22 protein-coding genes are annotated in these 22,895 nt (G+C 73.7%); 9 read left to right on the top strand and 13 right to left on the bottom strand.

All coding sequences use genetic code 11. From position 1 onward, the window contains the following. Nucleotides 1-48 precede the first annotated feature (48 nt). The 3 genes from asnB to HD593_RS29565 all read right to left on the bottom strand — a co-directional run bounded on the left by asnB (nt 49) and on the right by HD593_RS29565 (nt 3,291). The gene (gene asnB, locus HD593_RS29575) at nt 49-1,887 is read right to left on the bottom strand and encodes an asparagine synthase (glutamine-hydrolyzing) (protein WP_185105296.1); all 1,839 of its coding nucleotides are present in this window, start codon (nt 1,885-1,887) and stop codon (nt 49-51) included. Between the two features lie 73 nt (nt 1,888-1,960). Beyond that, on the bottom strand, nt 1,961-2,599 hold the full coding sequence (locus HD593_RS29570) for a hypothetical protein (protein ID WP_185105295.1): 639 nt from the start codon (nt 2,597-2,599) through the stop codon (nt 1,961-1,963). Next, nucleotides 2,596-3,291, bottom strand: coding sequence for an ABC transporter ATP-binding protein (locus tag HD593_RS29565; protein ID WP_185105294.1), 696 nt, complete (start codon nt 3,289-3,291; stop codon nt 2,596-2,598). Before HD593_RS29565 ends, HD593_RS29570 begins: the two co-directional genes overlap by 4 nt. 154 nt (nt 3,292-3,445) lie before the next feature. Here HD593_RS29565 and HD593_RS29560 point away from each other — a divergent pair, with 154 nt between their 5' ends. The 3 genes from HD593_RS29560 to HD593_RS29550 all read left to right on the top strand — a co-directional run bounded on the left by HD593_RS29560 (nt 3,446) and on the right by HD593_RS29550 (nt 6,204). Then, on the top strand, nt 3,446-4,291 hold the full coding sequence (locus HD593_RS29560) for an AraC family transcriptional regulator (RefSeq protein WP_185105293.1): 846 nt from the start codon (nt 3,446-3,448) through the stop codon (nt 4,289-4,291). 102 nt (nt 4,292-4,393) lie between these two features. Further along, nucleotides 4,394-5,362, top strand: a complete 969-nt coding sequence (locus HD593_RS29555) for an ATP-binding cassette domain-containing protein (protein WP_185105292.1) — start codon at nt 4,394-4,396, stop codon at nt 5,360-5,362. Then, on the top strand, nt 5,359-6,204 hold the full coding sequence (locus HD593_RS29550; protein ID WP_185105291.1) for an ABC transporter permease: 846 nt from the start codon (nt 5,359-5,361) through the stop codon (nt 6,202-6,204). Before HD593_RS29555 ends, HD593_RS29550 begins: the two co-directional genes overlap by 4 nt. A gap of 9 nt (nt 6,205-6,213) precedes the next feature. Here HD593_RS29550 and ilvA read toward each other — a convergent pair whose 3' ends face one another. Beyond that, entirely contained in the window at nt 6,214-7,464 is a 1,251-nt protein-coding gene (gene ilvA / locus HD593_RS29545) for a threonine ammonia-lyase IlvA (RefSeq protein WP_185105290.1), read from the bottom strand. Nucleotides 7,465-7,628: 164 nt separating this feature from the next. Beyond that, entirely contained in the window at nt 7,629-8,822 is a 1,194-nt protein-coding gene (locus tag HD593_RS29540; RefSeq protein ID WP_185105289.1) for an acetate/propionate family kinase, read from the bottom strand. A 71-nt stretch (nt 8,823-8,893) separates the two neighbouring features. Between HD593_RS29540 and pta the strand changes: the two genes are divergently transcribed. After that, the gene (pta, locus tag HD593_RS29535) at nt 8,894-10,948 is read left to right on the top strand and encodes a phosphate acetyltransferase (RefSeq protein ID WP_185105288.1); all 2,055 of its coding nucleotides are present in this window, start codon (nt 8,894-8,896) and stop codon (nt 10,946-10,948) included. A gap of 229 nt (nt 10,949-11,177) precedes the next feature. On the opposite strand, the gene HD593_RS29530 is transcribed toward pta, so the two are convergent. Continuing rightward, a complete protein-coding gene (locus tag HD593_RS29530; RefSeq protein WP_185105287.1) occupies nt 11,178-11,819 on the bottom strand; it encodes a response regulator transcription factor in 642 nt (213 codons plus the stop codon). Nucleotides 11,820-11,981: 162 nt separating this feature from the next. Further along, nucleotides 11,982-12,524, bottom strand: a complete 543-nt coding sequence (locus HD593_RS29525) for an SRPBCC domain-containing protein (protein WP_185105286.1) — start codon at nt 12,522-12,524, stop codon at nt 11,982-11,984. A gap of 157 nt (nt 12,525-12,681) precedes the next feature. Here HD593_RS29525 and HD593_RS29520 point away from each other — a divergent pair, with 157 nt between their 5' ends. Beyond that, on the top strand, nt 12,682-12,963 hold the full coding sequence (locus HD593_RS29520; RefSeq protein ID WP_185112206.1) for a metal-sensitive transcriptional regulator: 282 nt from the start codon (nt 12,682-12,684) through the stop codon (nt 12,961-12,963). A gap of 25 nt (nt 12,964-12,988) precedes the next feature. Then, on the top strand, nt 12,989-13,198 hold the full coding sequence (locus HD593_RS29515) for a heavy-metal-associated domain-containing protein (RefSeq protein ID WP_185105285.1): 210 nt from the start codon (nt 12,989-12,991) through the stop codon (nt 13,196-13,198). Between the two features lie 151 nt (nt 13,199-13,349). Here HD593_RS29515 and HD593_RS29510 read toward each other — a convergent pair whose 3' ends face one another. Next, nucleotides 13,350-14,492: an aromatic ring-hydroxylating oxygenase subunit alpha gene (locus HD593_RS29510; protein ID WP_312903793.1), complete on the bottom strand. Its 1,143-nt coding sequence runs from the start codon at nt 14,490-14,492 to the stop codon at nt 13,350-13,352. 91 nt (nt 14,493-14,583) lie between these two features. After that, complete coding sequence (locus HD593_RS29505; protein ID WP_185105283.1) at nt 14,584-15,003, bottom strand: CoA-binding protein; 420 nt, start codon at nt 15,001-15,003, stop codon at nt 14,584-14,586. Nucleotides 15,004-15,148: 145 nt separating this feature from the next. Here HD593_RS29505 and HD593_RS29500 point away from each other — a divergent pair, with 145 nt between their 5' ends. Then, entirely contained in the window at nt 15,149-15,385 is a 237-nt protein-coding gene (locus HD593_RS29500; protein ID WP_185105282.1) for a hypothetical protein, read from the top strand. A 138-nt stretch (nt 15,386-15,523) separates the two neighbouring features. On the opposite strand, the gene HD593_RS29495 is transcribed toward HD593_RS29500, so the two are convergent. Continuing rightward, the gene (locus tag HD593_RS29495; RefSeq protein WP_185105281.1) at nt 15,524-16,486 is read right to left on the bottom strand and encodes an AraC-like ligand-binding domain-containing protein; all 963 of its coding nucleotides are present in this window, start codon (nt 16,484-16,486) and stop codon (nt 15,524-15,526) included. Between the two features lie 23 nt (nt 16,487-16,509). Further along, complete coding sequence (locus tag HD593_RS29490) at nt 16,510-17,505, bottom strand: methyltransferase (protein ID WP_185105280.1); 996 nt, start codon at nt 17,503-17,505, stop codon at nt 16,510-16,512. Between the two features lie 174 nt (nt 17,506-17,679). Between HD593_RS29490 and HD593_RS29485 the strand changes: the two genes are divergently transcribed. After that, complete coding sequence (locus tag HD593_RS29485) at nt 17,680-19,284, top strand: GMC family oxidoreductase (RefSeq protein WP_185105279.1); 1,605 nt, start codon at nt 17,680-17,682, stop codon at nt 19,282-19,284. Here HD593_RS29485 and HD593_RS29480 read toward each other — a convergent pair. Next, complete coding sequence (locus HD593_RS29480) at nt 19,265-20,107, bottom strand: alpha/beta fold hydrolase (protein WP_185105278.1); 843 nt, start codon at nt 20,105-20,107, stop codon at nt 19,265-19,267. The two genes, HD593_RS29485 and HD593_RS29480, sit on opposite strands and share 20 nt — an antisense overlap. A 77-nt stretch (nt 20,108-20,184) precedes the next feature. Between HD593_RS29480 and HD593_RS29475 the strand changes: the two genes are divergently transcribed. Continuing rightward, complete coding sequence (locus HD593_RS29475) at nt 20,185-21,027, top strand: helix-turn-helix domain-containing protein (RefSeq protein ID WP_185105277.1); 843 nt, start codon at nt 20,185-20,187, stop codon at nt 21,025-21,027. Between the two features lie 7 nt (nt 21,028-21,034). Here the strand turns inward: HD593_RS29475 and ilvD are convergent, their stop codons facing one another. Continuing rightward, on the bottom strand, nt 21,035-22,882 hold the full coding sequence (ilvD, locus tag HD593_RS29470) for a dihydroxy-acid dehydratase (protein ID WP_185105276.1): 1,848 nt from the start codon (nt 22,880-22,882) through the stop codon (nt 21,035-21,037). Nucleotides 22,883-22,895 lie beyond the last annotated feature (13 nt).

The following is a 22,895-nucleotide window of genomic DNA, read 5'->3' as shown; positions in this document are numbered from 1 at the left end:
GCTGGCACGGACGCCCGCCCGCCGTCGCACCCTTTTCCGCGACCACGCTCAGATGGCGAGCTCGATCCTGTACCGCCGCAACCACCGGTCGAGCTGCACGAACCGCTCCAGCGCCGCCCGGCTCGCCGGGGACGGCGGCCCGGCGACGATCGCGCGGGCCTTGTCCCAGTCGACCAGCGCGGCGGCGGGCGAGTCCGCCATCTGGAGCAGCCCGGACGCCCGCTCGCGCAGCGCCCGGTCGTAGCCGGGGTCCTGGGTGGCCGGGTACGGGCTCTTGACCCGCTGCAGGATGCTGTCGGGCAGCAGATCCGCCGAGGCGGCCCTGAGCAGGCTCTTCTCCCGCCCGTCGAACGTCTTCATCGCCCAGGGCACGTTGAAGACGTACTCCACCAGCCGGTGGTCGCAGAACGGCACCCGCACCTCCAGCCCCACGGCCATGCTCATCCGGTCCTTGCGGTCCAGCAGGATCTGCACGAACCGGGTCAGGTGCAGGTAGCTGATCTCCCGCATGCGCCGCTCGTGCCCGCTCTCGCCCGGCAGCCGCGGCACCTCGGACAGGGCCTGCCGGTACCGTTCCGCCCGGTAGCCGGGCAGGTCGACGAGCCGCGCCAGGTCGTCCTTCAGCAGCCGCTCCGCGCCGACGTGCGAGGTGCCCGCCGGCGTGGCCAGCCAGGGGAACGTGTCGGCCCCGACCGCCGCCGGGTCGTGGAACCACTGGTAGCCGCCGAACACCTCGTCCGCGGACTCGCCCGACAACGCCACCGTGGAGTGCCCGCGGATGGCCTTGAACAGCAGGTAGAGCGAGCTGTCCATGTCACCGATGCCCATCGGCAGGTCGCGGGCCCGCAGCACGGCCGCGCGCACCTCCGGGTCCATCAGCTCGGCCGAGTCCAGCACGATGTCGGTGTGGTCGGAGCCGGCGTGGCGGGCGAGCTGGTGCACGTACGGGGCGTCCGGGGTGGAGCGGGTGAGATCCGGCTTGAAGTTCTCGGTATAACCGGCGAAGTCCACCGAGAACGAGCGCACGGTGCCGAGGCCCTGCTCGCGCAGCAGCTTGGCGGCCAGGGCGGTGACCATGCTGGAGTCCAGGCCGCCCGACAGCAGGGCGCACAGGGGCACGTCGCTGATGAGCTGGCGGGCGACGATGTCGTCGAGCAGGCCGCGTACGGTCTTGACGGTCGAGCCCACGTCGTCCTGGTGCTCGTGGGAGCTCAGCTCCCAGTAGCGGCGTTTGACGAGGCCCTGCCTGCTCACGGTGACGAGCTGGCCGGGGCGCACCTCGTACATGCCGGACAGGACGCCGTGCTCCGGGGTCTTGACGAACGCCAGCAGCTCGCGCAGCCCGTCGGCGTCGAGCACGCGCCGGGCGAGCGGGTTGGCCAGGATCGCCTTCGGCTCGGAGCCGAACAGCACGCCGTGAGGGGTCGGGTAGTAGTACAGCGGCTTGATGCCCATGCGGTCGCGGACGAGGAGCAGGCTCTCCGAGCGGGCGTCCCAGATGCCGAAGGCGAACATGCCGTTGAGGTGGCCGGCCAGGTCCTCGCCCCATTCGAGGTAGGCGCGCAGCACGACCTCGGTGTCGCTGCGGGTGCGGAAGCGGTGGCCGCGGCCGGACAGCTCCTCGCGCAGCTCCTCGAAGTTGTAGACCTCGCCGCTGTAGGTGAGGACGGCCTGCTCGCGCCCCTCGTCCTCGGCGATCATCGGCTGGCGGCCGCCTTCGAGGTCGATGATGGCGAGCCTGCGGTGCCCGATGGCGGCGTGCCGGTCCGTCCAGAGCCCCTCGTCGTCGGGGCCGCGGCAGGCCATGGTGTCGGTCATGTCCTGCGCGGTCCCGCGTTCCTGCCGCAGGTCGCGCTCGAAGTCCACCCATCCGGCTATTCCGCACATGTCGGTTCCCCCGTTCCGAGACCCGTAGTCGTGCCCGCTGCCGGGTAGATCGATCTCCAACGGGGGTGAACATTCAGGCGCGCCTCCGGATCGCCAGCAACGCGACGCCGGCCAGGAGCAGCGTGAGGACGAGATGGGCGGCCGTCTCGACCCACTGCGCCGGCCAGTAGGCCAGGTCGAGCCGGTCCCGCAGCGCCCGCCCCGCGAGCTGGCCGAGGCCGGCCAGCAGGAGGGACAGCGGCATGGCGATGCGGGTGTGCCTGGTCACGGCCCCGAGCGCGATCCCGAGCATCAGGGCGAACAGCACTCTGGCGAACGGCACCGGGCCGTGGCTCTCGTAGTACGGCCAGGCCATCGGATCGCCCCCCGCGGGTGGCAGCACCCAGGCCGGCAGCGCGGCCGTCACCGCCGCCGCGGCCGAGGCCCCGGCGATCGGGACGGCCACCACCGCGGCCAGCCAGCGCCCGCGCGTGAGGCTCTGCGTCCAGGCGAGCTTGTACGTGCCGGTCTCGAACTCGCGGGAGATCAGCGGCGCGCCCCACACCAGGCAGACCGCCCCCGGCAGCAGCCCGGCCAGTTGCCGGGTGAGCCCGGACAGGCCCGGCTCCGCCCGCTCCACGACGCAGGCCAGGGCGTACATCAGCACGACCGCGGCGATCGCGGCGGCCTGCGCGCGCTGCCCCCGCCAGGCCACCCAGAGCGGCCCCTTCACCGGGGGAGTCCGGGGTTGCGCAGGTGGTCGAGCACGAGGTCCTCCATGGTGGTGGCCGGCCGGGAGGCCAGCAGGTCGGTGAAGGCGCCGCACAAGCGGACCCGGCCGGCGCCGAGCAGGATCAGGTGATCGCACACCCCGGCCAGGTCGGCGAGGATGTGCGACGACAGCAGGACGGTGGCGTCCAGGCCGCGCACCACGTCCATCACCTGGAGGCGCGCCAGCGGATCCAGCTCGGCCAGCGGCTCGTCCAGCACCAGCAGGTCGGCCCGCTTGCCGGCGGCCAGGGCGAGCGCCACCAGGGTGCGCTGCCCGCCGGACAGGCGATCCGCCCGCTCCCTGACGGGGATGTCGTACGCGTGCAGGAACGAGGTGGCGGCGTGCCGGTCCCACCGGGGGTTGGTCGCGGCGCCGAACCGCAGCAGGTCGGCCACACTCCACCGCCGGTACAGCGGCTTGTCCTGCGCCACGAACGCCACCCTGGACAGCTCCAGCGGCCGGCCGAGCACGCGGATGCCGCCGGTGGTGGGCGCCAGCAGCCCGGTCACCAGGTTCAGCAGTGTGGTCTTGCCCGCACCGTTCGGCCCGACCAGCGCGCACCGCGCCCCGGCGGGCAGCTCGAACGTGGCCTCGCGCAGCGCCCAGCGCGTGCGGTACCGCTTGCCCAGCCTGTCGGCTTCCAGAGCTTTCATATCCGCATCAGTCCCTTCCGTCACCTTGCACAGTCGGGAGGGAGGCCGCTCGGGTTCACGGGCTGGGCTCAGTCGGGCAGGAGGCCGGTCAGGTGCACGGGCTGGGCTCAGCTGGGTGGGAGGCCGATCTGGTGCACGGGCTATGCTCGCGGGCATGGGAGCGGACGACCCCGGGCAGGAGCCGCGCCACCACGGCGGCTGGGAGGTGGCGGCCGCCACGGCGGCGCACGCCGTCCCCGGCGTCAGGATGGCCGGCTTCCGCGATCGCTCCGGCGGGACGTTCGAGGAGCGCGTCCCTCCCGGTCCGGCGATCGCGATCGTGATCGACTGCACCCCGGGCAGCCTCGAACCGTTCAGCAGCGGCGCCATCGAGGGCGGCCTCGTCGCCGGCATCGCCCCGACCGCCGTCAGGGTGGCGGGGAGCGCCATCGACTGCGTCGAGCTCCAGGTGGATCCGACGGCCGCGCAGGCCCTGCTCGGCGTGGCGCCGCGCGAGCTCAACGGCGCGCCGCTGGACCTGGCCGCGATCTGGGGGCGCGACGCCGTCCGGCTGCGTTCGCGGCTGATCGAGACGCGGTCCTGGGACGACCGGTTCGCGCTGGTCCGCGACGCCCTCACCCGGCGCCGCCGTTCCCCGGCGCGCGTCGATCCCGAGGTGGCCGACGCGTGGCGGCGGATCACGGCGAGCCGCGGGCGAGTGCTGATCGGCGACCTGCCCGGCCTGTACGGCTGGAGCCGCACGCGGTTCTGGAGCCGGTTCACCTCGCAGATCGGTGTCTCGCCGAAGCGGGCGGCCACGATCGTCCGGTTCGACCTGGCGCTTCGCCGGCTCGGCACCTCTGCGGGGGTCGCCGAGGTCGCCGCGGAGCTCGGCTATGCCGACCAGTCGCACCTGCATCGCGAGGTGCTCCGGTTCGCCGGCCGCACCCCGGGCTCGATCGCCGCCGACCCGCTGTGGACGGTCGACAGCGTCGCCTGGACGCGGGCGCACGCCGCCTGAACATTCGTTCAAGACCGCGGCCGTGATGCCGGGGCACGCTGCCCGCATGACATCACCGATCGAGAGGCCGGCGTCCCGGCCGCGCGGGCAAGGCGCCGCGGCATGAAGGCGATCGAGACCCGCGGCCTGGTCAAGGTCTTCGGCGCCAACCGGGCGGTCGACGGCGTCGACCTGGCCGTGCCCGCCGGTTGCGTCTCCTCCGTGCTCGGCCCGAACGGGGCGGGCAAGACCACCCTGATCCGGATGATCGCCACCCTGATCCGCCCCGACGGCGGCACCGCCCGCGTGCTGGGCCACGACGTCACCACCGAGGCGGCCCAGGTCAGAGCCCGCGTGGCGCTCACCGGCCAGTTCGCCTCCCTCGACGAGGACCTGACCGGGCTGGAGAACCTCACCCTGCTCGCCCGCCTGCGCGGGCACCGCGGCCGAGCGGCCAGGAGGCGCGCCACCGACCTGCTGGAGGCCTTCGACCTGGGCCCGGCCGCCAGGCGGGAGGTGAAGACGTACTCCGGCGGCATGCGGCGCAGGCTGGACATCGCCGGCTCGCTCGTCGTCCGCCCCGCCCTGCTGATGCTCGACGAGCCGACGACCGGCCTGGACCCGCGCACCCGCGGCCAGGTGTGGCAGAGCGTGCGGGCGCTCGTCGGCGCCGGCACCACCGTCCTGCTCACCACGCAGTACCTGGAGGAGGCCGACCAGCTCGCCGACCGCATCGCCGTCGTCGATCACGGCCGCGTCATCGCCGAGGGCACGAGCGGCCGGCTGAAGTCCCTGGTCGGCGCCGGGGCGCTGCGGGTGCGGGTGAGCGACAGCGCCGACCGGCCGGAGGTCGCCCGCCTCCTGGGGGCGATGCTCGGCGCGGACCCCGTACTGGAGCCGGATCCCGCCGCGCTCTCCCTGCGGGTGGACGAACCGGCCGCGGTCGCGAGCGCGCTGGCGGCCGTTACCGGACGCGGGCTCGCCCTCGGCGAGTACGCGCTGGCCCAGCCGAGCCTCGACGAGGTGTTCCTGGCGCTCACCGGCAAACCGGCCGACGGCACCGCGCCCGGCCACGCGGAGGCCTCGACGTGACCATCGACCAGACGACCGGACGCCCGGCGGATCTCGACACCCGGCTGATCTCCGCCGTCGCCGGCGCGCCACCGCCGGACACGGGCGCGAGCCCGCTCGGCGCGACGCTGGCCTTCGCCTGGCGGGTCCTGCTGAAGATCAGGCACGTGCCGGAACAGCTGCTCGACGCCACCCTGTTCCCGATCATGTTCACGCTGATGTTCACGTACGTGTTCGGCGGCGCGATGATCGGCTCGCCGGAGGCGTACCTGCGCTACGCCCTGCCCGGGATCCTCGCCCAGACGATCGTCTTCATGACGATGTACACGGCCGTGACCCTCAACACCGACCTCGGGCAGGGCGTCTTCGACCGCTTCCGCTCGCAGCCGATCTGGCGGCCGGCGCCGCTGGTCGGCGCGCTGCTGGGCGACACGCTGCGTTACAGCATCGCCTCCGCGTTCGTGATCGGCATCGCGACGCTGATCGGCTACCGCGCGCCCGGCGGGCTCGGGGGCCTCGCCGGGGCCGTGGCGCTGCTGCTGGTCTTCTGCTTCGCGCTGAGCTGGCTCTGGCTGATCGTCGGCCTCACCGTGCGCACCCCCGCCGCCGTCATGGGGGCGTCCACCATGATCCTCTTCCCGCTGACGTTCGTCAGCTCGGCGTTCGCGCCGCCGGGGACCATGCCGGGCTGGGTACGCGAGTTCGTGACAGTCAACCCGGTGACGCTCCTGGTCGAGGCGGCACGCGGCCTGCTCGACGGCGCCCCGGACACCGGGGACGTCGCGCTCGTCCTCGGCATCTCGGGCGCGATGACGGCCGTGCTCGCCCCGATCGCGCTGCGGCTCTACAGCCGCAGGTCGTGACGGGGCCGTTCAGAGGATGAACGTGAACAGCGGCGAGCCCGGCGGGATGCGCTCGACCGTGAGCGGGCTCGCCTTCATCCTGAACAGCAGATCGTCGAGGTCGCCCGCCCGCTCCAGCTCGATGCCGACGAGCGCCGGGCCGGTCTCGCGGTTGTTCTTCTTGATGTACTCGAAGGCGATGATGTCCTGGCCCTCGCCCAGCACCTCGTCCAGGAAGTGGCGCAGCGCGCCGGGGCGCTGCGGGAAGGTCACCAGGAAGTAGTGCCGCAGCCCGATGTGCACGAGGGAGCGCTCCAGCACCTCGTTGTACCGGCTGACGTCGTTGTTCCCGCCCGACACCACGCACACCACCGGCCCCGCGGGGGCGTACGGCAGCACCTCGCGGGCCGCCGCGCCCGCGAGGGCTCCGGCGGGCTCGGCGATGATGCCGTCGGTCTGGTACAGATCCAGCATCTCCGTGCAGATCGCACCCTCATCGACCGCCACGACCTCGTCGACCAGCTCCTTGACCAGGGGGAACGTGGCCTCGCCGACCCGGCCGACGGCGGCGCCGTCGACGAACGTGTCGAGCTCGGGCAGCGCGAGCGGGCCGCCGTGGTCGAGCGCGGCACGCATGCTGGCCGCCCCGGCCGGCTCGGCGCCGACGATGCGGGTGGCGGGGGAGTGCTCGCGCAGCCAGACGGCCAGGCCGCTGATCAGCCCGCCACCGCCGACCGGGACGACCACGGTGCCCGGCAGCTCCCCGGACTGCTCCAGGATCTCCAGGCCCACCGTGCCCTGCCCGGCCATCGTCCTGACGTCGTCGAACGGGTGCACGTAGACCGCGCCGGTGCGCTCGCTGTCGTCGTGCGCGGCGCCGCTCGCCTCGTCGTAGGTGCCGCCGCCGACCACGATCTCCACCCGGTCGCCGCCGAGCGCCGCGATGCGCTCCCGCTTCTGCCGGGGCGTGGTGGACGGGACGTACACGCGGCCGCTGATCCCCAGGCGCGCGCAGGCGAACGCGACGCCCTGCCCGTGGTTGCCCGCGCTCGCGCAGACCACGCCGCGCCGCCGTTCGTCCTGCGTGAGCGAGGCGATCAGGTTGAACGCGCCGCGCACCTTGTAGGAGCGGCAGACCTGCGCGTCCTCGCGCTTGAGCAGCACCTGGCCGCCGAGCAGGCCGGACAGCCGCTCGTTCGGCTCCAGCGGGGTACGGCGGACCACCGGCCGCAACCGCTCGGCCGCCTGGTCGATCATCGTGGCGGTGAGGCGGACGCTCATGCACACTCCTGGCAGGGCGGATCAAAGGACGGGCGCAGGGCGACTCACGAGGGCGACCGAACCATGATCACCGGGAACGGTGCCCGCCTCGTGAGCAGCACACCGGCCACAACGACCCCACCAAGCCATGCTATGCCCGCCGCGCCCCTACCCGAGCCAGCCCCCTACCCGGCGGCAGGCGAGTCCAGCCTGGCCAGGGTCTGGGCGGCGATCTCCCACTCCTCGTCGGTCGGGATGACCAGGACGGGCACCTCGGCTCCCGGCGCGGACACCGCGCGCTCCCCGCCCGAGGCCGCCGAGTTGAGCGCGGCGTCCACGGCGATGCCGAGCCGCTCCAGCCCGGCCAGCGACTCGGCGCGGGTGGCGGCGTCGTGCTCGCCCACCCCGCCGGTGAACACGATCGCGTCCAGCCGGCCGAGCAGCGCGTGGTAGGCGCCGACGTACTTGCGGATCCGCCTGGTGTAGATCCGCAGGGCCAGCCGGGCCGCTTCGTCGTCGCCGGAGCGGGCGCGTACCTCGCGCATGTCGCTGGATCCGGCGAGCGCGAGCAGCCCGCCCCGGTGGCTGAGCTCCTGCTCCACCCGCTCGGCGTCCAGGCCGCCCGTACGGGCCAGGTAGCCGGCGAGCGCGGGGTCCACGTCGCCCGAACGGGTGCCCATGACCAGCCCCTCCAGCGGCGTCATGCCCATGGAGGTGTCGACGCTGCGCCCGCCGGAGATCGCGGTCGCGCTGGCGCCGTTGCCCAGGTGCAGCACGATCAGGTCGAGCTCCCCGGCGTCCCGGCCGAGGAACGCGGCGGCGCGGCGGGAGACGTACGCGCAGGACGTGCCGTGGAAGCCGAAACGCCGCACACCCAGCTCACGCCACTCGCCCGGCACCGCGTACGTGTACGCCTCCGGCGGCAGCGTGCGATGGAACGCGGTGTCGAACACGGCGACCTGCGGCACGTCGGGGAACACCTTGCGGGCGAGCCGGATTCCGGTGAGATTGACCGGGTTGTGCAAGGGGGCGAGCGGCGCCAGCTCCTCGATCGCGGCGATCACCGAGTCGTCGATGAGCACGGCCTCGGCGAACCGGTCGCCGCCGTGCACCACCCGATGCCCCACCGCGGCGGGGGCCAGTTCGGGCCCGGCCGCCGCGAACGCCTCCATCATCGCCGCCAGCCCCTCGCCGTGGTCGGGGAAGGCGCGGTCACGGACGTACGGCGGCCCGTCCCCGCTGCGGTGCGTCAGCCGTCCCCGCTCCTGCCCGATGCGTTCGACGAGGCCCCTGGCCGAGCGCGCGCGGGTGTGCGGGTCCACGAGTTCGTACTTGATCGAGGAGGAGCCCGTGTTCAGGACGAGAATGGGGTCGGCCATGCCCCCGAGCCTAGGCCCTGCCCGCCCTCCCGCTGATGAGAGGACCGCCGGAGGCGAGAACAATGAGGGACATGACACGTGCTGTGTACGTCGCCGCGGGTGAGGCGGGAAGCAACAAGGGGACCGTCGCGCTGGGCCTGGTCGCGCTGCTGTCCCGGCAGGTGGGGACCGTGGGGGTGTTCCGGCCGGTGGTGCGGGCGGGCCGCGAGGACGCCCTGATCAACACCATCCGCGGCAGGTTCCAGCTCGCCCTGCCCTACGAGGCGTACGCGGGCGTCACCTACGACGACGTGCACGCCGACGCCGACCGCGCCGCGGGGGACGTCGTGGCCCGCTACCGCGCGCTCGCCCGGCGGTGCGACGCGGTGGTGGTGGTCGGCACCGACTACACCGACGTAGGGGCGCCGACGGAGTTCGGGTTCAACGCCCGGCTGGCCGCCGACCTGGGCACGCCCGTCGTCAACGTGGTGAGCGGCAGGGGCAGGACGGCGGCGCAGGTCGCCGCGGCGGTCGAGCTGTCGGCCAGGGAGCTGGCCCACCACCACGCCCGCGAGCTCGCCGTCGTGGTCACCCGGGCGGCCGAGCCGCTCACGATCGGGCATCCGGCACCGGTGTTCGTGCTGCCGGAGACCCCCTCGCTGCGCGCGCCGACGGTGGCCGACCTGGCGGACGCCTGCGACGGCCGGTTCTTCCTGGGTGAGCGCGACGGGCTCGGGCGGGAGGCCAGCGCCCTGATGGTGGGCGCGATGTCGCTGCCCGGCATCCTGGACCGGCTCACCGAGGGCGCGGCGGTGATCATCCCGTCCGACCGGGCCGCCGCGCTACTGCCCGGCCTGATCGCGGCGCACACCTCACCCGGCTTCCCCGCCCTGTCGGCGGTGATCCTCACCGGCGGCACGGAGCTGCCCGACCCGGTGGAACGGCTGCTGCGCGGCATGGCGATCCCGCTGCCGGTGATCGCCACCGACCACGACACGTTCGACACCGCGACCCGCCTGTCGGCGGTGGAGGGCCGATTCACGCCCGAGGCGGGCGGGAAGACCGACACGGCGGTGCGGCTGTTCGCCGAGCACGTGGACGGCGCCCTGCTTCTGGAGCGGCTCGACATCGCCAAGACCGACGTCGTCACGCCCCTCATGTTCGAGTACGAGCTGCTGGACCGGGCCCGCGCCCGGCGCAGGCACATCGTGCTGCCCGAGGGCGAGGAGCCGCGCATCCTGCGCGCCGCCGACGTCCTGCTGCGCCGCGGCGTGGCCGAGCTCACCCTGCTCGGCGACGAGGAACGCGTCCGCGTCCGGGCCGCCCAGCTCGGCCTCGACCTGGACGCCGCCCGGGTGCTCAGCCCGTTCGACCCGGAGCTGCGCGAGCGCTTCGCCCGCGAGTACGCCGCCGCCCGCGCGCACAAGGGCATGAACGTCGAGCTGGCCCGCGACACCGTCACCGACGTCTCCTACTTCGGCACGCTCATGGTGCACACCGGGATGGCCGACGGCATGGTGTCGGGCGCGGCGCACACCACCGCGCACACGATCAGGCCCGCGTTCGAGATCCTGCGCCTGGGCCTGGTGTCCAGCGTGTTCTTCATGTGCCTGGCCGACCGGGTGCTGGTCTACGGCGACTGCGCGGTCAACCCCGACCCGACCGCCGGGCAGCTCGCCGACATCGCGATCGCCTCCGCCGGCACCGCCGCGCTGTTCGGCGTCGAGCCGCGGATCGCCATGTTGTCGTACTCGACGGGCGCCTCGGGCACCGGCGCCGAGGTCGACAAGGTCCGTGCCGCCACCGAGCTGGTCCGCGAGCGCCGCCCGGACCTGCAGGTGGAGGGCCCGATCCAGTACGACGCCGCGATCGACCCCACCGTGGCCCGCGCCAAGATGCCCGGCAGCCCGGTGGCCGGCCGCGCCACCGTCTTCGTGGTGCCCGACCTCAACACCGGCAACAACCTCTACAAGGGCGTCCAGCGCAGCGCAGGAGCCGTCGCGGTCGGACCGGTGCTGCAAGGGCTGCGCAAACCGGTCAACGACCTGTCCCGCGGCGCCACCGTGGCCGACATCGTCACCACCGTCGCCGTCACCGCCGCCCAGGTGTCCGACGACCACCAGGGGGAGCCCTTTCCCCGATCGTGACGCCATCCGTCACCGGGAGCGGGTATGGGGTCGAGCACGGGACGCTCGGCTCACCCTCGCCTACGTGGCCAGGGCCCGGCGGTGGACGTTCGAAGGCGGCTGGTGGCACGGCCGGTCCGTCCTGACCCCGCCGCTCGGCGACGTCGTCCGGCGCCGGGCCTGACGATCAGCGCCGAGGATCGGTGTCGGCCCTGACGGTCAGCGTCCGCGGCCGGTGTGGGCTTGATGGTCAGCGTCCGCGGTCGGCGCGCAGTCGTGCGGCCAGGGCGGCGGCCTGGGTGCGGCGTTGCATGTCGAGCTTGGACAGCAGGTTGGACACGTAGTTCTTGACCGTTTTCTCGGCCAGGAACATGCGCTCGCCTATCTGCCGGTTGGTCAGCCCCTCGCCGATGAGGTCGAGGATCTGCCGCTCCTGGTCGGTGAGCGCGGCGAGGGGGTCCTTCCTGGCGGCCTGGTCGCGCAGCCGCTGCAGCATGGCGGCGGTGGTCTGCGGGTCGAGCAGCGACTGGCCGGAGGCGACCGTGCGCACGGCGCCGACCAGATCGGAGCCGTGGATCTGCTTGAGCACGTACCCGGCGGCGCCGGCCATCACCGCGTCGAACAGCGCGTCGTCGTCGGCGAACGAGGTCAGCATCAGGCACGCCAGGCCCGGCACCCGCGAGCGCACCTCGCGGCACACGTCCACGCCGTTGCCGTCGGGCAGCCGCACGTCCAGCACCGCCACGTCGGGCATGAGCGCCGGGATGCGGGCGACCGCGGATTCCGCTGTGCCCGCCTCGCCGATCACCTCGATGTCGTCCTCCGAGTCCAGCAGGGCGGCGACACCACGGCGGACGACCTCGTGATCGTCGAGGAGGAACACACGAATCATGCGTTCGACGCTACCGAAGCGGCGGCGGTGCGCGAAAGGACGAAGGTCCCGAACCCGTACCGGCGAAGGTCCTCCGCGACCGGGCCGTCCGGCGCTGGACTGCCCTGCGCTGGACTGCCCTGCGCTGGACTGCGGGGCTGGGTCGCCGCCCGCCCGGGACGCTCAGGCGTCCCGCTCGGAATCCTCAGGCGTGTCGCCGCTCTCCCCGCGCAGTGCCGCGGCGAAGCGGCGGCCCGGCGCCGGGTCGACCCCGAAGCGCTCGGCGTAGCGCTCGTGGGCCTCCTCCCACTGCCCGTGCGCGTCCATCTCGGACACGGGCTCGCCGGCCAGGTGAGGCTCCAGCCGCGAGAGGTAGGCCTCCCAACCGGCGGCCGTCTGCGCGGACAGGCCGCGATCGTCGATGACGTGCGTGAACACCAGGCGGCAGCCGTCCCCAGCGGGGGTCAGCTCGAAGCTGTAGGACTGGCCGGCGAAGGTCCAGGCCAGCCGGTGCGGCGGGTCGACCTCGGTCACCTCGCCGGTCCCGCCGGCTGTCTCGATGATCTCCCCCACCGCGGGGGTCCACTCGGCGGCCGCGGGGAACCAGCGTTCGAGCTCCGCCGGAACGCTGACGGCCCGCCACACGCGCTCGACCGGGTACGGAAGCGTGCGCTCGAAGCGCAGCGCAGGGCGGCCGTCGATCGTTTCCAGGCTTCCGTCCGTCACGGATTCTCCTCAGGGCTGCATGGGCGCCTACGTGCTCATATTGCCAGATGGAAAAGTATCAGCCCACGCAAACCGCCGCGATCACCGTCCGGGATTGCCCGGAAATACTATAGGGGGGTATGGTGCCGTATGGGCGGCCGGCCTGGAGAGGGTGGACATGGCCGGATGCAGCGAAAACAAGCAGGACCATGCGGTGCGCCTGCGCCGCATCGAGGGGCAGTTCCGCGGCCTGCAGCGGATGGTCGACGAGGACAAGTACTGCATCGACATCCTGACCCAGGTGTCGGCGGCGACCAGCGCGCTGAAGTCGTTCTGCCTGTCGCTGCTCGAGGAGCACCTGGCCCACTGCGTCGCCGAGGCCGCGCAGAAGGGCGGGCCGGAGGCGGAGGCCAAGGTCAAGGAGGCCTCCGACGCCATCGCCCGACTTGTTCGTTCCTGACACACGGATTGAAGGAGACCCCGATATGAGCACCGCCACCTACACCGTCAAGGGTATGACCTGCGGCCACTGCGTGAGTTCGGTCAAGGAGGAGGTCGGCGAGGTCGCCGGCGTCACCAACGTCGAGGTGGAGCTGGCGACCGGCCTGCTGACCGTGGACACCGACGGCCCCGTCGACGCGGCGAAGATCGTGGCCGCCGTCGAAGAGGCCGGTTACGAAGTGGCGAACCCGTGAACGCCGCGGTCAAGCTCGGCTCGTACGCGGCTGGGGCCCCGGACCGCCGCGGCGCCGGTGCTGGATGAGCCGGAGGACGAACTCAGGCCGCTGCGGCAGCGGCTGGTCACCTCGGTGGTGCTGGCCGTGCCGGTGATCGCGATGGCTCCCCTCAGGCGGGGCGCAGCTCGCGCCGGTAGGCGTCCAGGACCAGGCCGTGGAAGTGGTGGACCGCGTGCTCGGACAGCCCGGACCCGCCGGGATCGTGAACGATCTTTCCCTGGGTGAAGGCGGGGGTGCGCATGCCGCGCTGGACGCTCTCCACCAGGGCGATGTCCTCCACCTGGAGCACCTCGTCGATGTAGCGGATGCTGTCCAGCTCCGCCTCGTCCGGCTCGGCGGTCTCCAGGTAGAAGTCCCAGGTCTCCCGCGTACGTTCCGGCCCGTCGGGGATGATCTGCAGCACCATGAAGTTGCCGCGGCCGGGGTAGCGCAGCAGGCAGGTGTTGGGCCACACCCACCACACCGCGTGCTCGGTGACGGTCGCGCCCGACACGTCGTAGGCGGAATTGTCCGCCCGGCCCGCCTCCGCCATGTGGCTGGAGTAGACCCCGTACGTGGTGACCCGGTAGGTGCTCATGTCCACCAGGGACACGAAGTCCTTGTGCGCCACGTGGCAGTGGTAGCACTCCAGGAAGTTGTCCACGACGTTCTTCCAGTTGGAGGCGATGTCGTAGGTGAGCCGGCGGGCGAGGGTCAGCTTGGCGACGTCCGGCGCCCGCGCCAGGATCTCCGCCTCCAGGTCGCCGGCCTGCTCCCGCAGCGGGGCCGCCGCGGGATCGAGGTTGACGTAGACCATGCCGCCGAACTCGGTGACCTGGATCCGGTCCAGGCACACCGCGGACGCGTCGAAGGCCGGCATGCCGCCGGTGTTGCGCGCCCGCCGCAACCGGCCGGTCAGGTCGAAGGTCCAGGCGTGGTACGGGCACACGATGCTGCGCCGCACGCCGGAGCCGGACAGCAGCTCGTGCGCCCGGTGCTTGCACACGTTGTAGAACGCCCGCAACACGCCGGCCTCGTCGCGGACGGCCGCGATCGGCATGCCCGCCACCGTGCCCGTCACGTAGCCGCCCGGCTCCCGCAGCTGCTCCACGTGGCACAGCCACTGCCAGGTACGAGCGAAGATCGCCCGCTGGTCGACAGCGGACCACCGCGGGTCCGTGTACGCGTCGGCGTGCAGGGACATCGAGAGGGCGGGATCGGGGTGGTAGCCGGCCGAGATGTGCTCGAAGGTGAGGGGCGAAGCGGGGGTCACCGTACCTCCCATGCGGGCGCCGAAGGCATGCTGATCGCATTATGCCCGCCGCTGTCCCGGGCCATGGGTGCACCGGTGATCCGCGCGGCGCTCAGGCGCCGCGGCGCAAGGCCCACTCCACCCCGGGGCAGCGGTCCATGACGACGTCCAGGCCGGCGTCCAGCGCGCGCAGGGCGGCCGCCTCGTCGATCACGCCCAGGGGCAGCCAGACCGCGCCGGCGCCGATCGCGATGGCCTCGTCGATCACCTGCCCGGCGTGCTCGGAGCGGCGGTACACGGCCACGACGTCCACCTTGTCCGGCACCTCGGCCAGCGAGGCGTAACCCGGCTCGCCCAGCACGGTCTCGGCGGCGGGGTGGACGGGGATGACCCGCCGCCCGCGCGACTTGAGCAGGCCCGCCTGGTCGTAGGCCGTACGTGCGGGGTTGCCGGACAGGCCGACGAACGCCCACGTGCGCGCCTCGGTGAGAAGACGGCGGATGACGGTCTCGTCCGCGAAACGATTCCCCATGTCCCCGCTAACGCCGGGGGCCCGGCGCGCATTTCCTCCCGGGAAAGGCCGTGGCGGGCATACCTCGTGCCTGCTGGGCAGGAGGACGGAGGCGGCCCGGCCGGGCCGGTAGGGGGAGCTGACCGTCGAAGGGCCAGGAGGACACATGGATCCGTCAAGCCAGGAGACCGGCAAGGTCACCGGCACCCAGGACAAGGACTACAACCTGATCTGGTTCGTCGAGCAGTGCCTGAGCAACGTGCTGCGGCTGGAGAACTACATCGCCGACGCCGAGCGCGCCGGTGACAGTGAGCTGGCGAGCTTCTTCCGCCGCGCCCAGGGCGAGAGCCGGAAGGGCGCGGAGCAGGGTAAGGAGCTTCTGAGCAAGCGCCTGCTCAAGTAGCTGCGCGGATCACCCGCGAAGGCGGCCACCCGAGAAGGGCGGCCGCCTTCGCGATGCGCCCGCCCCCTCGTGGGAGACCGCGCCGCTCGGCCCGGCGCGTCACGAAGTCCGTGTGTCGCCCGGCCTGGGTGCGTCGGCTCAGCCCGCAACGCCGAGGTCGCGGAACCGGCCGGGCGGCATGCCGTACGCGGCGTGGAAGGCGCGGCTGAAGTGCGCCGGGCTGGTGAACCCCCAGCGGGCCGCGATCGCGCTCACCGGCCGGCCGCGCAGCGCCGGATCGAGCAGGTCGCGCCGGCACCGCTCCAGCCGCCGCCGGCGGATGCAGCCGGCCACGCCGCCGTCCTCGCCGCCGCCGTCGCTCTGGAACAGCTTGTACAGCTGCCGCAGCGAGATGTGGTGGGCCTCGGCGATCGTGGCGGGCGACAGCAGGGGATCGTCGAGCCGCCGCTCGATGTGGCTGTGCACCCTGGCCAGCAGCGCCGCCTGCCGCGTGTCCGCGGGCACGCCCGCCTGGTGCCCCGCGCGGGCGGACAGCGCCACGCAGAGCAGGTCGAGGATGGCGGTGCCGAGGCGCGCGCTCTCGGCGGGATGGCAGCCGTCGAGGGTGGCGGGCAGCTGGCGGGCCAGCGTGGAGATCAGCGCCGTGGTGCCCTGGTCGCCGGGCATGACCAGGCCGGTGAGCGCGCGCAGGTCCTCGAGCGGCAGGAGCCGGCGGGGGAAGCTCAGCGCGACGCTCGCGGCGGCGGTGTCGTTGATCCATCGGCACGGCCGCGACAGGTCGACGAGGACGAAGTCGCCCGGCCGTAGCAGGGCCTGGCGGCCCTCCTGCTCGACCACGAGATGGCCGCGCACGAGCACGTCGATCTTGCACAGGCCGGCGTCCGAGTGGCGGATGAGGCGCGGGGTGAGCAGCGCCTGGCCGCGCGTGGTGGTCAGGTCGAAGATCTGCGCGGAGCCCGCCTCGGTGACGGCGACCCGGCTGCGGAAGTCGCCCTCGGGCAGGCGCAGCTCCAGCGGGGCCAGCAGGTCGTGCACGACGTGCTGCCAGTAGTCCCGCCGCGAGACCACCGGCTCGTTCCCGGTCTGGAACACCACGCTCATGACGACCCGTCCACCCTACCTCCTCACGCGGCGGCGGCGTCCAGCAGGCTGAACGTGCCCTCGCTGCGGATCTCCCGCGTCAGGCGCAGCCCGGCCCGCTCCAGCAGCCGCTGGTGCTCGCCGAGGGTGCGCTGGCGGCCGCCCCGGTTCATCACCAGCATCTCCAGGTCGATGAGCGTGGCCGGGTGCGGCTCGTTGCGGGTCGCGGGCAGCACGGCCTCGACCAGCAGGACGTGCCCGCCGTCGGTCATCGCCGCCCGGCACCCGGACAGGATGGCGACGGCCCGTTCGTCGTCCCAGTCGTGCACGATGTTGGCCAGCAGGTAGGCGTCGCCGGCGGGCACCCGCTGGAAGAAGTCGCCGGCGACGAGCTCGCACCGGCCGGCCACGCCCGCCTCGCGCAGCGGCCGCCCCGCGGTGGCGATCACGTGCGGCAGGTCGAACAGCACCCCGCGCCCCGACGGATGACCGGACAGGGCGAGCGCGAGCAGCGCGCCGTGCCCGCCCCCCACGTCCACGATCGCCCCGAAGGGGGTGAAGTCGTAGGCCAGGACCGCGGGGGCCAGGAGCAGGTTCGAGGCGGCGGTCATGCCCGCGTTCAGCACCTCGCCGTCGCCGGGATGGTCGCCGAAGTGCTCGAACCCGCCGTAGAGCCGGGCGAAGGCGGACTCTCCGGTGCGTACGCTGTGCTCCAGATCGGTCCAGGCCCGCCGGTGGAACGGCGCGCCCAGCATCACGGCGAACCCGCCCAGGGCGCCGGCCGTGAGCAGCTCGCCCAGCTCGGTCAGCGCGAAGACCCGATCCTCGCCTTCCTCGACCACGCCCACGCCGGACAGCGCGCGCAGCAGCCGGTACAGCGCGCCGGCGTCCGCGCCGACCGCGACGGCGAGCTCCGTCACCGGCCGGGGGCCGCGGGCCAGCTCGTCGGGCACGGACAGGGCGGCGGCGGTGCTGACGGCCTGGGCGACCCACGCACCGGTGACGAGCCCGGCGGCCCGGGCGATGAGCTCTGGACGCATCTGCCTGCTCCCTCATCTCGGTGTCCGTCCCCATTGTCACGACGGCCGCCGGGGCCGTCATTGCCCGTCCGGGTGCGGTGATTGACGCCGCGTGCACGCGCCGGGCGTGAACGGTCAACGTCCGTGCACGGCAGGCCAAGGCGGCGCGGCGCCGCCCCGCGTCACGATGGGGCCATGGCCGAGACCAGCAGCGAATACGACTACGTCATCGTGGGGGCGGGCAGCGCGGGCTGCGTCCTGGCCGCCCGGCTGAGCGAGGACCCGGGCAGCAGGGTGCTGGTGCTGGAGGCCGGCCCGCCCGACCAGGCTCCGGAGATCCGCATGCCGGCCGCCGCGCCGGCGTTGTGGCGCGGCCCGCTGGCGCGCGACGACGTCACCGTCCCCCAGCCGCACGCGGGGCACCGGAGCATCTTCCTGTCCGGCGGCCGGACGCTGGGAGGCGGATCCTCGATCAACGGCATGGTCTACATCCGCGGCAACCGGGCCGACTACGACGCCTGGCGCGACGTGCACGGCTGCGCCGGATGGGGGTACGCGGACCTGCTGCCGTACTTCAGGCGGGCCGAGGACCAGCAGCGCGGCGCCTCCCTCTACCACGGAACCGGCGGGCCGCTGCGGGTGGAGGACCCGCGCTACCGGCACCGGCTCAGCCAGGCGTGGCTGGCCGCCGCGATCGCCGCCGGGCTGCCCGCCAACGACGACTTCAACGCCGCCGTCCAGGACGGCGCCGGCTACTACCAGGCCACCCAGCGCGACGGCCGCCGCTGGTCGGCCGCCGACGGCTACCTGCGGCCGGCGGCCGGGCGGGCGAACCTGACCGTGCGTACGGGCTGCCTGGTCACCGGGATCCTGCTGGAGGCGGGCCGCGCGGCGGGGGTGCGCTACGTGTGCGACGGGACGGCACACGAGGCCCGCACCCGCGGCGAGGTGCTGCTGTGCGCCGGGGCGATCGCCACCCCGCAGCTGCTGATGTTGTCCGGCATCGGCCCCGCCGAGCACCTGCGCGCCCTGGGCATCGAGGTCGCCGTGGACTCGCCCCTGGTCGGATCGGGGCTGCAGGACCACCCGCAGTGCCTGGTGGACTGGCACACCCCGGACGTGCCGAGCCTGGCCGAGGAGGCGACGGAGGAGAGCCTGGCCCGCTGGCGGGCGAGCGGCCAGGGGCCGATGAGCTCCTGCGGGGCCGAGGCGGGCGCGTTCGCCCGCTCCCGCCCGGGCCTGGACGCCCCCGACCTGCAGCTGGGCGCCATCCCCGGCCCGGCGCCCGAGCCGGAGGGCACCACCGGGCGCGGCCTGACGATTCTGGTCGGCGCGATCGGCGTCGCGAGCCGGGGCAGCGTCAGGCTGCGCACCGCGAACCCGGCCGGCATCCCCCTGATCGACCCCGCCTACCTGTCCGCCGAGGCCGACCTCGACGTCCTGGCCGCGGGCGTACGGCTGGCGCGCGAGATCGTGGCCTGCCGGCCGCTGGCGGGCCTGGTGAAGGGCGAGCGGAGGCCGGGCGGGCAGGCGGACGTGCGCGCGTGGATCCGTGACCGGCTCGGCACCATGTTCCACCCCACCAGCAGCTGCGCCATGGGCGGCGACGAGCGGGCGGTCTGCGACGGCGAGCTTCGGGTGCGCGGCGTGGACGGGCTGCGCGTCGCCGACGCCTCGGCCATGCCGGCCGTCCCGCGCGGCAACACCAACGCGCCCACGATCGCGCTCGCCGAACGCGCCGCCGACCTCGTCCGCGGCCGCCCACCGGAGAAGGCGGGGCTCAGCCCTGCCGCGCGGTGAAGGCCAGGAGCAGGGCGGCGGTGCGCGGCGGGTCCTCCAGGATGGGGGAGTGCCCGAGGCCGGGCAGCAGCTCCACCGCCGCCCCGGCGACCTTGCGGTAGTCCGCGGCGGACGAGGACCGCCATCTCCTGTCGTCCTCACCGAAGATCACCAGGAGCGGCTTGCCGAGCGTCGCCAGCCGGTCCGGGATCGGCCGCTGCTTCAGGTACTCGGTGGTGCCCATCATCGTCGCGGTGAGCGTGTGGAACGTCATGAGCCGTACCTCGTCCAGCAGCTCCTGCGGAACCTCGTAGCCGGGCCGGCTGAAACCCGAGCTCGCGAACCCGCGGATCTGCTCGTCGTCCGGCGGCCACCGGTCGGGCGCGATGGCGGCGGACTGCGGCGCGAGGTACGCGTCCAGGCCGGGCCCGGTGTTGACGAGCACGAGCGCGGTCACGAGCCCGGGCCGCAGCTCGGCGAGGGCGGTGGCGACCGCGCCGCCGCTGGAGTGCCCGGCGACGACGGCCTGCCGGACGCCGAGCCGGTCCAGCGCCTCGCCGACGCGGCGGGCCTGGTCGGGGGTCGTGTAGCCGAGGTCGTCCGGCTTGGCCGACCGGCCGTGCCCGAGCAGGTCGATCCTGATGACACGGTGGGAGCCGGTCAGCAGCGGGACCATCGGGTCCCACGAGCGGGCCGAGGAGGCGGATCCGTGGATGAGCAGGAGCGCGGGGGCGTCGCTCGGGCCGTCCAGGTACACGTGCAGGTCGCCGTCGTCCAGGGTGACGGAGAGGGCCGTGCTCCGGGCCGGGTCGATCGTGTGCGGATCGCTGTCAGAAAGGGTCATGGGGCCACTGTCGCCGCCGGTGCGCCCTGAGTGCTTGGACAAATGTTCCCTTCGACCGGCTCGCGTAGCATGGGGCCGTGCATACGTTCGTGCACGGTGAGGCCGAGTGGGGCGTCGCGAGCCCGCGGCGGCCCAGCCGGGTGGCCGGGGTCACCATGGCCGGGTTCCGGGTCCGCGACCTGGACGCGCTCCGGATGGTCCCGCACCCGGCCGTGACGCTGCTGCTGGAGTTCGGCGCCGGTGCGCCCGTCCTCGACGGCGCCGCCGGGCGGCGGCACCTGGGCAGCATCGTCGCCGGGCCCGGGTTCGGGTCGGGCGGCGCGGTCTGGGCGCGGGGCGAGAACGTCGAGTGCGTGCAGGTGCGCCTGTCCCCGGTGATCGCCCGCGCCGTTCTGGGCGTGTCGCCCGCCGAGCTCGACGGCACCGTGGTGATGCTCGACGACCTGTGGGGCCGGGAGGCGTCGCGGATCCGCGAGCGGCTGGCCGGGACCCCCTCCTGGGAGGAGCGGTTCGCACTGACGGACGCGCTGCTGGCCCGCCGGTACGAGGCGCGGGCGCCGGCGGACCCGGAGGTGGCCTGGGCCTGGGAACGGATCGTCGGCGACCACGGCCTGGTCCGGGTCGACGGGCTCGCGGAGGAGGTCGGGTGGAGCCGCAAGCGGCTGTGGTCCCGGTTCCGCTCGCAGCTCGGCCTGCGGCCCAAGCAGGCCGTGAAGCTGGTCCGCTTCGACCACGCCGCGCACCGCCTGGTCGCGGGCGAGGGCGCGGCCCGGGTCGCGGCCGACGCCGGTTACGCCGACCAGTCGCACCTGCATCGGGACGTCATGGCGTACACCGGGGTGACCCCCACCGGCGTGGCCGGCGAGCCGTTCCTGGCGGTCGACCACCTCGCCTGGCCCGGCCGCCAGCCCCGCGCGTGAGCGTGCCTCAGCCTCCCGCGACCGCGCGTACGGCGCCCTTGTCGGCGGACTCGGCCAGCGCCGCGTAGGCGCGCAGGGCGGTGGACAGCGGGCGGTCACGATGCCGCGGCCGGTAGCCGGCGTGCTGTTCCAGGCGGTGGCGGCGCGCGGCGAGCTCCGGCTCGGGCACGTCCAGGCGCAGGACCCGGGCGGGGATGTCGATGGTGATCCTGTCGCCGTCCTCGACGAGCGCCAGCGTGCCGCCGGCCGCCGCCTCGGGCGAGGCGTGGCCGATCGACAGGCCGGAACTGCCGCCGGAGAAGCGGCCGTCGGTGACGATCGCGCACTCCCCGGCCAGGCCCCGGCCCTTGAGGTAGGCGGTCGGGTACAACATCTCCTGCATGCCGGGGCCGCCGCGCGGCCCCTCGTAGCGGATGACGAGCACGTCGCCCGGCGCCAGCCGGCCGGACAGGATCGCCTCGGCGGCCTCCTCCTGCGACTCGGTGACCACCGCCCGGCCGGTGAAGACGCGCAGGCCCTCCGGTACGCCGGCCGACTCCACGACGGCCCCGTCGGGGGCGAGGTTGCCGCGCAGCACGGCGAGGCCCGCGTCGGCCGAGTAGGCGTGGGCGACGTCGCGGACGCAGCCGTTCGCGGCGTCCAGGTCGAGCGACTCCCAGCGAGCCGACTGGGAGAACGCGGCCGGCGAGCGGGCACCGCCGGGCGCGGCGTGGAACAGCTCCACCGCCTCACGGGAGGGGGACGCGCCGCGTACGTCCCAGGCGGCCAGCCACGCGTCGAGCGAGCCGGCGTGCACCGCGTGCACGCCGGGCCGCAACATCCCGGCCCGGTGCAGCTCGCCCAGGATGGCCGGGATGCCGCCGGCCCGGTGCACGTCCTCCATCAGGTACGGCCCGTTGGGCGCGACCTTGCACAGGATCGGCACCGTACGGGAGCGCGCCTCGATGTCGGCCAGCGTGAAGTCCAGCTCGGCCTCGCTGGCGGCGGCGAGCAGGTGCAGCACGGTGTTGGTGGAGCCGCCCATGGCCAGGTCCAGGGCCATGGCGTTGTCGAAGGCGGCGCCGGAGGCGATCGCGCGGGGCAGCACCCCGGGGTCGTCCTCGCCGTAGTGCCGGGCGGCCAGCTCCACCACGGTACGGCCCGCCTGCTCGTACAGGGCGCGGCGGGCGGTGTGGGTGGCCAGCGTGCTGCCGTTGCCCGGCAGGGCCAGGCCGAGCGCCTCCAGCAGGCAGTTCATGGAGTTGGCGGTGAACATGCCGGAGCAGGACCCGCAGGTGGGGCAGGCCGCCTCCTCGATCCTGGCCAGGTCCTCGTCCGGCAGGCCGGGATCGGCGGCGCCGGACATGGCGCTGATCAGGTTCAGCCGGGTACGGACCGTGCCGTCGCTCAGGACCGCCCGGCCCCCCTCCATGGGCCCGCCGGAGACGAACACCGTGGGGATGTTCAGCCGCAGCGCGGCCATCAGCATCCCGGGCGTGATCTTGTCGCAGTTGGAGATGCACACCAGCGCGTCGGCGCAGTGCGCCTGCACCATGTACTCGATGGAGTCGGCGATCAGCTCCCGCGACGGCAGCGAGTACAACATCCCGGCGTGGCCCATGGCGATGCCGTCGTCGACGGCGATGGTGTTGAACTCGCGCGCGATCCCGCCCGCCGCGGTGACGGCCGCGGAGACGATCCGCCCCACCGGCTGCAGGTGCGTGTGACCGGGCACGAACTCGGTGAAGCTGTTGGCCACCGCGACGACCGGCTTGACGCCGATGTCCGCCGCCGGGACGCCGGAGGCGCGCATCAGGGCGCGGGCGCCGGCCATGTTGCGCCCGTGGGTGACCGTACGTGATCTCAGGTGTGGCATGCCGCCATGCTGG

This window comes from Nonomuraea rubra, from assembly GCF_014207985.1.
Classification (GTDB): Bacteria; Actinomycetota; Actinomycetes; order Streptosporangiales; family Streptosporangiaceae; genus Nonomuraea; species Nonomuraea rubra.
The sequence above is the reverse complement of the archived record's forward strand: the minus strand, read 5'-3'. Positions and strand labels throughout refer to the sequence as shown.

Excerpts from the sequence above, each read along its gene's own strand:
- HD593_RS29565 (WP_185105294.1), bottom strand. The coding sequence starts at position 3,291 with ATGAAAGCTCTGGAAGCCGACAGGCTGGGCAAGCGGTACCGCACGCGC.
- HD593_RS29540 (WP_185105289.1), bottom strand. The coding sequence starts at position 8,822 with ATGGCCGACCCCATTCTCGTCCTGAACACGGGCTCCTCCTCGATCAAG.
- HD593_RS29505 (WP_185105283.1), bottom strand. The coding sequence starts at position 15,003 with ATGGGGAATCGTTTCGCGGACGAGACCGTCATCCGCCGTCTTCTCACC.
- HD593_RS29495 (WP_185105281.1), bottom strand. The coding sequence starts at position 16,486 with ATGAGCGTGGTGTTCCAGACCGGGAACGAGCCGGTGGTCTCGCGGCGG.
- HD593_RS29520 (WP_185112206.1), top strand. The coding sequence starts at position 12,682 with ATGGCCGGATGCAGCGAAAACAAGCAGGACCATGCGGTGCGCCTGCGC.
- HD593_RS29560 (WP_185105293.1), top strand. The coding sequence starts at position 3,446 with ATGGGAGCGGACGACCCCGGGCAGGAGCCGCGCCACCACGGCGGCTGG.
- ilvA (WP_185105290.1), bottom strand. The coding sequence starts at position 7,464 with ATGAGCGTCCGCCTCACCGCCACGATGATCGACCAGGCGGCCGAGCGG.
- HD593_RS29480 (WP_185105278.1), bottom strand. The coding sequence starts at position 20,107 with ATGACCCTTTCTGACAGCGATCCGCACACGATCGACCCGGCCCGGAGC.
- pta (WP_185105288.1), top strand. The coding sequence starts at position 8,894 with ATGACACGTGCTGTGTACGTCGCCGCGGGTGAGGCGGGAAGCAACAAG.
- HD593_RS29490 (WP_185105280.1), bottom strand. The coding sequence starts at position 17,505 with ATGCGTCCAGAGCTCATCGCCCGGGCCGCCGGGCTCGTCACCGGTGCG.
- HD593_RS29500 (WP_185105282.1), top strand. The coding sequence starts at position 15,149 with ATGGATCCGTCAAGCCAGGAGACCGGCAAGGTCACCGGCACCCAGGAC.
- HD593_RS29485 (WP_185105279.1), top strand. The coding sequence starts at position 17,680 with ATGGCCGAGACCAGCAGCGAATACGACTACGTCATCGTGGGGGCGGGC.
- HD593_RS29555 (WP_185105292.1), top strand. The coding sequence starts at position 4,394 with ATGAAGGCGATCGAGACCCGCGGCCTGGTCAAGGTCTTCGGCGCCAAC.
- asnB (WP_185105296.1), bottom strand. The coding sequence starts at position 1,887 with ATGTGCGGAATAGCCGGATGGGTGGACTTCGAGCGCGACCTGCGGCAG.
- HD593_RS29530 (WP_185105287.1), bottom strand. The coding sequence starts at position 11,819 with ATGATTCGTGTGTTCCTCCTCGACGATCACGAGGTCGTCCGCCGTGGT.
- ilvD (WP_185105276.1), bottom strand. The coding sequence starts at position 22,882 with ATGCCACACCTGAGATCACGTACGGTCACCCACGGGCGCAACATGGCC.
- HD593_RS29515 (WP_185105285.1), top strand. The coding sequence starts at position 12,989 with ATGAGCACCGCCACCTACACCGTCAAGGGTATGACCTGCGGCCACTGC.